This window comes from Salinispora fenicalii (assembly GCF_000514815.1).
Classification (GTDB): domain Bacteria; phylum Actinomycetota; class Actinomycetes; order Mycobacteriales; family Micromonosporaceae; genus Micromonospora; species Micromonospora fenicalii.
On record NZ_AZWQ01000031.1, the window covers coordinates 67,528 to 73,917 of the forward strand.

A 6,390-nucleotide genomic window follows, 5' to 3' on the forward strand; every position below is an offset into this window, starting at 1 on the left:
CCGTGGACGACACCGGACGCGAGCGGCAGCGTATAGCCAAGGTTAGCCCAGCTGGAGACACCCTGGTCGTTGCCTGGGGGGGAAGGGGTCGTCGGTTCGAATCCGGCCGTCCCGACGCAGTTCAAAGGGCGCATCCGATTGATGGATGTGCCCTTTGCTTATGGCTGGGTGACTAGCTGAGTGACTATGCCTCAGCGCCGAAGAGCCGGTCCATGGTGATCGCGCCGCTTAAGAGCACCGGTCGGAGCTGGTGCCGGTTACGCCGTCAATGACGGTCGTGCCAGAGTACCCACAGAGGTCGGCGATCTGTTCGATGCTCATGCCGCTGTCGGACAGCAGGGACACGAAGCTGTGTCGTAGCTCGCCTGGGGTCCAGTCGCGCGGATCAAGGTCTGCTCTGGCGACGACCGGGCGGAAGGCCCGAAGAACATTGTGCCGGTCGAGGGCTGTGCGGGCGACGAACCCGGACAGAACCGAACGCAAACCAATGCGCAACGCCGAAGTGCGCATCACGCGCGGCGTGGCAGCACGTGCCGGTGACCTCGGCAGCGGTTTGGCCCGCCGAGTCGGACTACTTCTGGTTGTGAACCCAGCTTTCGTACCAGGCATGGAAGTCGGCCTCGGGGGCGAGGCCATTGTCGGCGGCGCGGTCGTCAAACCAGACTTGGCCGCGGGCGGCTCCGGTGATGACGAGGCGGTGGAAGGCGCCGCAGCCGAACTCGGCAACGATCAACGACCCGGTTGTCCATCGCTCGTCGAAGTACTCATCTTCTGTCATTCTGTCGACTGGGCCAGGGCGTTCCAGGATAGGTATGTCGTAGTCCGGATTCCATGCCTGGGTGTGAGGGAACGGTGTGGCTAGGTGACCGGCCCGGAAACGTTCCTCTCGGTCGTCGTCTCTCATGCCTTCGCCGTGAAGGGGGAATAGTCCGTAGTGTGGCCCGGCGCCGCCGTTACCTACCTCGAGGAGGAAGGTCCGGTAGTTCTCTGGCAGCGTGATGCGGTGTTGCGCCTCGAAGGCGGCTACATCGGCTTCGCTGAGGGTGGGTCCGAGTCGGTGCTGATGGCGGCTGGCGCCGAATCGTTGTAGGCCGGGGTCTGCGATGCGTATGGCTGCCAGCCGGGCGTGGATGTCGTTGGCGTCCCACATCTCTGTCACTCCGTTCGCTGTGCCGTCAGCCTACGGATTCCGGCCGGCAGAGTTGCTGGCGGGCGTTCTTGATTGAGGCAGTTCCGGCGTGCGGGCTTTGAACTGGGCGATCAGTTTGGTGGTAGTGCGAGGGACCTCCGCCAGAAGTTGGTCGCTGTCGTGGATGCGGAAGGTGGTGTCGGCTTCTTCGACGGTGACCGTGCGGCCGGCGTGGCTGATCCCGATGTGGATGTTCTGGCTAGCGATGGCGCTGGTACCGCCACCGGTCACCGTGCCCAAGCCTGCCCGCCACGGCGGAGCGTCACCCAGGTCCTGATAACGATCTGTCACGCAGGTCCCGAGACCGGACAGCCGGCTGCCGGCGACGTGGTTCAAAGTTTCTGTACGTTTGGCGGCCCTTGACGGGCCGCACGCGCCGCCGCCTGGGCGCGTGCCAGCCGCTGCCGCTGTCGCTCTGCGGCCGTCCCGCCTGATGCCCGGCGGCTGGCGCGGAGGTGCAGCCCGCCGTTCGCTGACGCTGACGCTGACGCTGACGGTGATCGGCTGGCCGTCCAGGTGCAGCACCCGGCGGTAGCCGCCGGTCGGGTCGGGCTGCCAGGCCAGGGCGGGGATCTGGATGTCCATGGTGGCGTCCAGGTCCGGTGGCGTGGCGAACGGCAGGTCGAACTCGACCCCGACAGCGGTGGCGTCCATCACGCGATCGCCGTCGCGGCGTGGCTGGCGGCGGCTTGGCCGGCGATCAGGCCGCTCAGGGCGGCGGCGGAGAGACTGGCGGTGTAGCCGGCGGCGTTGCCCACCACGTACAGACCAGCGATGTCGCGGCTGCGCCACGTGGCCGGGTCGATGGGGACGCGATAGTTGTATTACTTGATCTCGGGCGCGTACAGGACGGTGTCCGGGGCGAGTACTGGCGGTAGGGCGACGCCGAGCGCGGTGATGTAGCTGGCGAAAGCGTCGGCCAGTGGCGAAGGAAGCACCGCCCGTAGGTCGCCGGTCCGGGTCTTCGGGTTCGACCCAGCCACACCGAGCGGCTGCCTGCTTGTCATGTCGGGCAGGAGTCCGGCGAGGGTCTGCCGGACCGGGTAGCCGCCGGTGGTTGCGGTGATGGCGCGGGTGGTGTCCCGGACGTATGCCTTGGGGTCGGGGGTGAATGTCTCGGTGATGGTGGCCAGGATCGCCAGGTTGGACAGGTCGCTGCGTCGGTGTAGGAAGGAGTGGCCGTTGACTCCGCGAATTCCCAAGGGGCGGTGGAACTCGTTGACGATGTAGCCGTGGCCGTTGACGCAGAAGCTGCGCACGTCGATCCCGCTGGGGCTGGTGTGGTGGGCTTTGAAGTCGTAGAACTGGCCGATCAGCGGATTGAGGGCGGCGGCCGAGGTTTCCAGCCGGATACCGATGTCCGCCGGACCGGTTTCGAGCATGACGCCGGCTGCGGTGAGCTGCTGTTCCAACCACGGCATGCCGACCATGCCGACCGCCGCGATGACCGTATCGGCGTCGATGGTGAACGGTCCCGAGCGGTCGCGGCCGACGACCCCTGGATACGGCCGTTGCTGATGCACAGCTCGGTGACGTCGACGCTGGCGAGCGGGCGAATTTCGAATACGGCGACGACCTCGTCTTCAGTCCAGCTCCCAGGTGGCAGGTGACGACATGGATCTTCGTGACAGGCTTGCTGACGTGCGTAGACGTCCTCACCTGTATGGCTTGACCACGTTTGGCGAGGTGGCTGCATTTGTGACCGGCATGGATGCCGCGACCGAATGGAGGTTCCTCGAAGGGTTTTCGTGAGTGGCTAGCTTCTAGGTCGAATCTTGGCGCCAGTCTCGCATGGCAGGTTCTGGTGATCAAAATCGCTTATCCAGGCGAATCCAACGACTTTTGGGTTGCGGCCTTGCACGGTGAAAGTGGCGAAGCGGTTTCCGTTCTCTTCGAGGAACTTAATTCGTTCTTGAGGGATCGTGAAACGCGCAACGCGGAATATCCTCAGCAAGTTTGAAATAGAGATTGAAGTCAGAGGCCCCGCCGGGAGTGTTTGAATCCGGCGGGGCCTCTCGGGCGCTTGACGGCAGTAGTTGACGGCAATGTCAACGGACGGGGGCTGCGCAAGGGGGTGGTTCGTCGCCGTCGTCGCGCCGGGCGAACGCTCAATAACGCTACCCATCGATGTTTGGGTTGAAGGGCGCGGGACGTCTCCCCAGGTTGCCGTCACCGTCGCCGTCGACACCGATACATTTCGATGTCCAGGGTGGACGCTATACACGAAAGGGCAGGTAAAACGCCATGAACACGTAAGTCACACTACCTGACGGGCTGAAAGTTCCACACGTACTTGATGCTGTGGCTGACGTGTTGACAAGTCCAGATAGTCAAAGGACCTGGTATAAAGGTTCTACCGTGCATGCCGATAGAACCTGAAGACAAGAAAGGGAGAACCTGCGGTGCAGAATATTGTCGGATCCGTAGGTGGGGTGAGAATTCTGGTGCGCTATGAGCCCCTCACCGGAAAGGTCCTTACGGCGTTCCCAAATTGAGGTATTCGCATAGGCTCCCGTGGGGGCCTATGTGGCGACTGGAGGGATTATGGAGAGGGATGTGAGTCTGATGGAAATATTGCAATACCTGGATGATCCCGAATCGCCAGAAGCGCCGACCGATTATAGTTTAACCAAGGCTGCAGCTTCATTCGACCGTTTGGCCTTGCAGATTGAATCTCGCTTTTCGGTAATTTGCGAAATTGATCGGCGCATCCAGGATTCCGCCCAGTATGGGCGAATCGAAGTGCCGGCGAGGGCAACGATATGTGGGACGCGGATCGTCGTTCTAGTCAGCAAATTTAGCCCATTGGCCATGGTGGCAGCCGATAACCCCGGCGCCTTTTTAGGTACGGATGAAGCATGTGCTGAAGGTAAGCTTGATGTGATTGATCTGGATAAGGTTGAGAAAGTGCTTGCTCAGACTGGCTATTTGTCGATTCCGGAAGAAATTCTTACAGAGCGCTACGATGGACCGACTCTCCTGCAGTTTCACGGTTCCGGAGAGCCGAGCTGGTGGGACCGGTTCTTCGGAACTTTTTGATGGCCTAAGAGTCACCGTTGTATCGCCCGGAATTTACGCTAGAGACTCGTCAAGTAGCCTTGCACGGGTAATCCGGATGGCGGATCTTGGGGTCGGTGGCGAATTAGGTTTTCGGTTTCGTGTGTTGGTTGCGCCAGCGGGTGTAGGCGCCGATCGCGGTTTCCTGCTCGGCGTGGGTGCGGTGGCCGGTGCCGTTGAGGGCGAAGTACCGCATGGCAGCGAACTCGGCTTCGATCCAGTTCAGCCAGGACGCATACGTCGGTAGGAACACCAGCTCGACGTGGTTGGCGGCGTACCAGGCGCGGACCTCGGGGTGTTTGTGTGGGAAGGTGTCGCAGATCAGGTAGAGCCGGTCGTCGGGCCAGCGACGGCGCAGGGTTTGAGAAAGGACAGGAACTCGTGCCAGCGTTTGCGGTCACGGATGCGGTAGTGCAGCCTGCCGGTGGCCAGGTCGAGGGCGGCGATCACCTTCAGTGACCGCTGCCCGGCCGCTGAAACCTACTAACCAAGATCGCCGGAAACACCGCTAGCGAGGCTCTGTCTCACATTCGGTGGTGATGGAGGGTGCTGGTCAGCCGAGCAGGATTCGATGGCGCAGGAGAGCGAAGCCCGCTCGTCCGTACATTTGTCGTTTGATCAGTTTGGTTTTGGTGTTGACGCCTTCGGTGCCGCCGTTGTTGAAGGGGTGGGTCAGGGCGGCGTTGACGGCGTCGCGGTCCAGGCCGAGGCCGCGGATGAAGGTGTGCAGGTGGGGTAGGTCCGTGGCCTTGACCTCGGCGATCCACGTGTCGAGATGGTCGTCGTTACCGGCTGCGGGTGTGAGGAGCGCGGCGAACGAGCCGATGAAGCCGGCCAGCGCGGTCATCTGCGGGCAGGCGCTGGTGAGGGCGTGGACGAGCGTGCGCTGATGGTCTGTGAGCTTCTCGGGTGGGGTCAGGAAGTAGCGGGTGAGGCGTCGGGGCGACAGGGCTGGGCGGTCGGCTTCGACGCGGCCTTGGGTGATGTAGCGGTAGAGCAGGTTGAGGCTGCCGGTGTAGCCCAGTTCCCTGATCTCGGCGAGAAGTTGCGTAGCGCCGACGGCGGGGTCTTGTTCCCGGCGTCGGCGCAGGTGGTCACGGTAGGGGTCGACGAGGGTGGGCCGGTACTGCGGTGCGCGGACCAGGCGTTCGGGTTCGCTGATTCGGGCATACCGTTTGACCGTGTTCAGGCCGAGGTTGAGTCGGCGGGCGCATTCGAGCAGGCCGACGCCCTTGTCGAGCAGGTCGTGGACCTGCTGCCACCGCTGCCGGGTGGTCACGGCCCGGATGCCTTGCTGTGGCGGTAGGCCGGCGGTGGCCCAGCATGTGCTGTGGGCGGTGACCTCTTTGCGGACGGCCTCGGCGAGGTTGTGCCACAGGTGCCAGCGGTCGGCGACCTGCAACGCCTCGGGTAGGGCGCGGCGGACCGCTTCGGCGTAGGCGCCCGAGGAGTCCCGGCACACCACCTCGACACCGGGATGCTCACGCAGCCATGTCTCTAACGTGTGGGCCTTGCGGTCGGGCAGCACGTCGATGCGTTCACGGGTGACCGCGTCGATCAGGACGGTGGCGTAACGGCGACGGCGGCACAGCGCGAAGTCGTCGACCCCGAGCACGCGGGGAACCCGCCGCTCGGGCAGCGGAACGCGTAGCAGCGCCCGCAGCGCGGTGTGACGGGACATGACGACCATCGCCAGGACCGACAACAGGCGAGCACCGCCCCGGCCAGCCAGATGACGCACCACCGCAGCGACCTGGGCGCTCAGCCGGGACGTGCGACGCTGGTAACGCTCCAGAACACCCGGAAGCTGTTCCCGGAACGTGCGACGACAGCCCTGCGTCGGGCACACCAGACGCCGCACGCGCACCCGCACCACTACCGGCCGGGCATCGACCGGCACATCCGCCAGAGTCCGCTGGTGATACCCATGCACCCGGCCCGTCACCGCCTCACAGCCCGGACAAGCCACCGTTCCTCCAGGAGTCCGAGCCCGCACCAGGATCCGCTCGCCCTCGTCCGTGACCTCATCGATCACCAACGGGGACAGCCCCGAGAACACCATCTTCGTAAGATCATCGATCTTGCACACATGACCTCAACGACATCGACCACCCTCGGTCACCACCGAATGTGAGACAGAGCCG

The 6,390-nt window shown here is 63.8% G+C and carries 6 protein-coding genes and 1 pseudogene; 1 reads left to right on the forward strand and 6 read right to left on the reverse strand.

Annotated elements, in window-relative coordinates:
• Window positions 1-184 precede the first annotated feature (184 nt).
• From B116_RS29025 to B116_RS25220, 4 genes and pseudogenes are all read right to left on the reverse strand, one after another.
• Window positions 185-456 (reverse strand): annotated as a pseudogene (locus tag B116_RS29025) (site-specific integrase); the annotation flags it as partial.
• A 115-nt stretch (window positions 457-571) separates the two neighbouring features.
• The gene (locus B116_RS0116130) at window positions 572-1,150 is read right to left on the reverse strand and encodes an SMI1/KNR4 family protein (RefSeq protein WP_018720844.1); all 579 of its coding nucleotides are present in this window, start codon (window positions 1,148-1,150) and stop codon (window positions 572-574) included.
• 30 nt (window positions 1,151-1,180) lie between these two features.
• The gene (locus tag B116_RS27865; protein WP_188116037.1) at window positions 1,181-1,774 is read right to left on the reverse strand and encodes a hypothetical protein; all 594 of its coding nucleotides are present in this window, start codon (window positions 1,772-1,774) and stop codon (window positions 1,181-1,183) included.
• Between the two features lie 239 nt (window positions 1,775-2,013).
• Window positions 2,014-2,712 carry an FAD-dependent protein gene (locus B116_RS25220; protein WP_223874593.1) on the reverse strand — a complete coding sequence of 233 codons (699 nt, stop codon included), beginning with the start codon at window positions 2,710-2,712 and terminating at the stop codon, window positions 2,014-2,016.
• A 1,042-nt stretch (window positions 2,713-3,754) separates the two neighbouring features.
• Between B116_RS25220 and B116_RS26780 the strand changes: the two genes are divergently transcribed.
• Entirely contained in the window at window positions 3,755-4,228 is a 474-nt protein-coding gene (locus tag B116_RS26780; protein ID WP_223874595.1) for a hypothetical protein, read from the forward strand.
• Window positions 4,229-4,331: 103 nt separating this feature from the next.
• Here the strand turns inward: B116_RS26780 and B116_RS26785 are convergent, their stop codons facing one another.
• Together B116_RS26785 and B116_RS0116155 are read right to left on the reverse strand one after the other, a co-directional pair.
• Window positions 4,332-4,634 (reverse strand): transposase, encoded by a 303-nt coding sequence (locus B116_RS26785; protein WP_223874596.1) that lies wholly within the window; start codon window positions 4,632-4,634, stop codon window positions 4,332-4,334.
• 165 nt (window positions 4,635-4,799) lie between these two features.
• On the reverse strand, window positions 4,800-6,308 hold the full coding sequence (locus B116_RS0116155) for an ISL3 family transposase (protein ID WP_188116025.1): 1,509 nt from the start codon (window positions 6,306-6,308) through the stop codon (window positions 4,800-4,802).
• Between the last annotated feature and the right edge of the window lie 82 nt (window positions 6,309-6,390).